Raw genomic sequence first — 2,026 nt, forward strand, 5'->3', positions numbered from 1 at the left:
TTTTCTACTGATTTTTCAAATACAGATTTTTCTAAAATTGACTGGTCAGCAGCTTTTGATGATGAAAAAAGAGCAGAAGCCGAACAGAGAGCCAAAGAAATGAATGATAGTTTTTTAGGTTATCCAAGTGTAGTTCCTTCTACTGAAAAACTATTAGAAGGACAGTATAACGCACTTTTACAGCTAGTAGAACAGATAAAAAGCACAGGAACACAGTTTGAGAAAGATTATCATTTGCCAAAGTATCAAGAACAGTTAGAGTGCTACAACAAGTTTACAAGTGAATCTGAAATACAATCTTGCTTGTTACAAGTGAGTAATAAACATTCTCAACTTATCAGAAGCGTAATAAATGAATCTGGTCTAAGACACGAAAGCGATTTTTCAGCAGCATATAACGAAAAAGCAGCAGAACAAAATAAACAAAATAAAAAACTGTTTGTGATTGGTGGAATAGTCGTAGGAACAGTAATCATAGGGACAACAATAATTTTAAGCAATAGATAAAATGAATTTTACACCAGTAAGAAGAAACAGAAATACAGGCTTAGGAGCAGTAACTAGCCTTGAGAGTGCAGTATCAAAACTTGTAAAAACAGCAATAGAAAACGGCTTTTTACCAGCTTCTTTTAGCCAAGTAACAAAAAGTATTTTTGATAGAAATTTATGGATTAAAGCAGAAAAAGAAGCAGAAGGTTTTGTTTATCCTACTCATTTCGGATATGTGCAAAACTGTACTTGTGCAGACTGTATAGACTTTTGTAGTTATGTTTCAGCTATTCAAAACCTACTCAAACAAAGTATTTTTCAATCTACTACAAACCATCTAGGAGTATATGCAGCCTTTGTTCTTTCTCTTATGCACATTACAGTAAATGAGTTGGAAGGAAAAGCGCAAGAAATGGCACTCTCCAATTTGGATAACTTGATGCAGAATTTACCAAAGGAATATCAAAATAAGATTTTAGGTATTTCAGATGCGAATATCAAATATTCCACAACACAAATGGAAACGCCAGCCTATATCGACCCGAGCGCACTGGATGAGATTCAATCGGATGTTATGCCAAAAGAACCTCAACTATTCCCAAGAGGAACAGCACCGAATGAGCGTACAAACGACATGATGCAAACAACATCAGTTCCGAACCCTACCACAGCAACAACAAATTATTATGTTGCTGAAACCAAGACAACACCAAAGGCAGATAATAGCAACTGGAAATGGTATGTAGGAGGTAGCTTGTTATTTGTTGGTGGTATTACAACAGCCGTTGTATTACTAAAACCAAAGAAAAAGAAGCGAACCAAAAAGAGACGTAGATAATGCTATTTATTCCAATAAAGAGAAACACAGGACTAGGAGCATTGATAGATGTAGGTAACATTTGTCTAACTAAAGAATGCCAAGAACGCAAACAAGAAACGGAATTACTAAAACAAGAGATTTTAGTAAACGGATTACGAGAAACTGGAAGTAGTCTAATTTCAGACACTTCAAATACAATCAAAACAGCACAATACGCCATAATTGCCGTAGGAGCTGCAGCCACTTTAGGAATTTTATATTATGCTTTTCGTCCCACACAAAATACAAAAAAGTCAAAACGGACTAGGTAATATTTTCGATAAAGCAGGGGACTTTCTAAGGAACAACGCAGGTGTACTTTCTACCATTCCAGTTGTGGGAGATTTTGCCCTTATCGGTGCAGGAATTAGCCAAAACAATGTTGATAGAAATAGACTAGCAGAGCAAGAAGCCATCCATCGACAACAACAGGAACAGGAAGCAATAAAAAGAAATGTAGAGGTAAAATCTTCTTTCTTTTCCGAAAATAAAGAAATCATTATTGCTACTGGTGTAGGTCTAACCATCATTACAGTAGTATTCATTGCAACAAAAAAAGACAAAACAACTAAATCAAAATCAAAACAATCTAAACGATAATTTTATATGTGTAAATCAAATTTATTTAGCCGTGCTTATATGTTTCTTTCAGAAGCGTACAACAATGGCGAATTTGGA

The 2,026-nt window shown here is 35.0% G+C and carries 4 protein-coding genes; all 4 read left to right on the forward strand.

Annotation, left to right across the window (positions count from 1 at the left end; all coding sequences use genetic code 11):
* A partial coding sequence (locus QZ659_RS20065) for a hypothetical protein (protein ID WP_291728813.1) occupies positions 1-507 on the forward strand: 507 nt, incomplete at its 5' end.
* Between the two features lies 1 nt (position 508).
* Positions 509-1,327: a hypothetical protein gene (locus QZ659_RS20070; protein ID WP_291728814.1), complete on the forward strand. Its 819-nt coding sequence runs from the start codon at positions 509-511 to the stop codon at positions 1,325-1,327.
* Positions 1,327-1,620, forward strand: coding sequence for a hypothetical protein (locus QZ659_RS20075; RefSeq protein WP_291728815.1), 294 nt, complete (start codon positions 1,327-1,329; stop codon positions 1,618-1,620). The genes QZ659_RS20070 and QZ659_RS20075 overlap by 1 nt, the downstream gene beginning before the upstream one ends.
* Entirely contained in the window at positions 1,571-1,948 is a 378-nt protein-coding gene (locus tag QZ659_RS20080) for a hypothetical protein (RefSeq protein WP_291728817.1), read from the forward strand. The genes QZ659_RS20075 and QZ659_RS20080 overlap by 50 nt, the downstream gene beginning before the upstream one ends.
* Positions 1,949-2,026 lie beyond the last annotated feature (78 nt).

Source organism: Bernardetia sp. (genome assembly GCF_020630935.1).
Taxonomy (GTDB): Bacteria; Bacteroidota; Bacteroidia; order Cytophagales; family Bernardetiaceae; genus Bernardetia.

Bases quoted from the DNA above. Each gene is read 5' to 3' on its own strand.
- QZ659_RS20070 (WP_291728814.1), top strand. From the start codon at position 509: ATGAATTTTACACCAGTAAGAAGAAACAGAAATACAGGCTTAGGAGCA.
- QZ659_RS20075 (WP_291728815.1), top strand. From the start codon at position 1,327: ATGCTATTTATTCCAATAAAGAGAAACACAGGACTAGGAGCATTGATA.
- QZ659_RS20080 (WP_291728817.1), top strand. From the start codon at position 1,571: ATGCTTTTCGTCCCACACAAAATACAAAAAAGTCAAAACGGACTAGGT.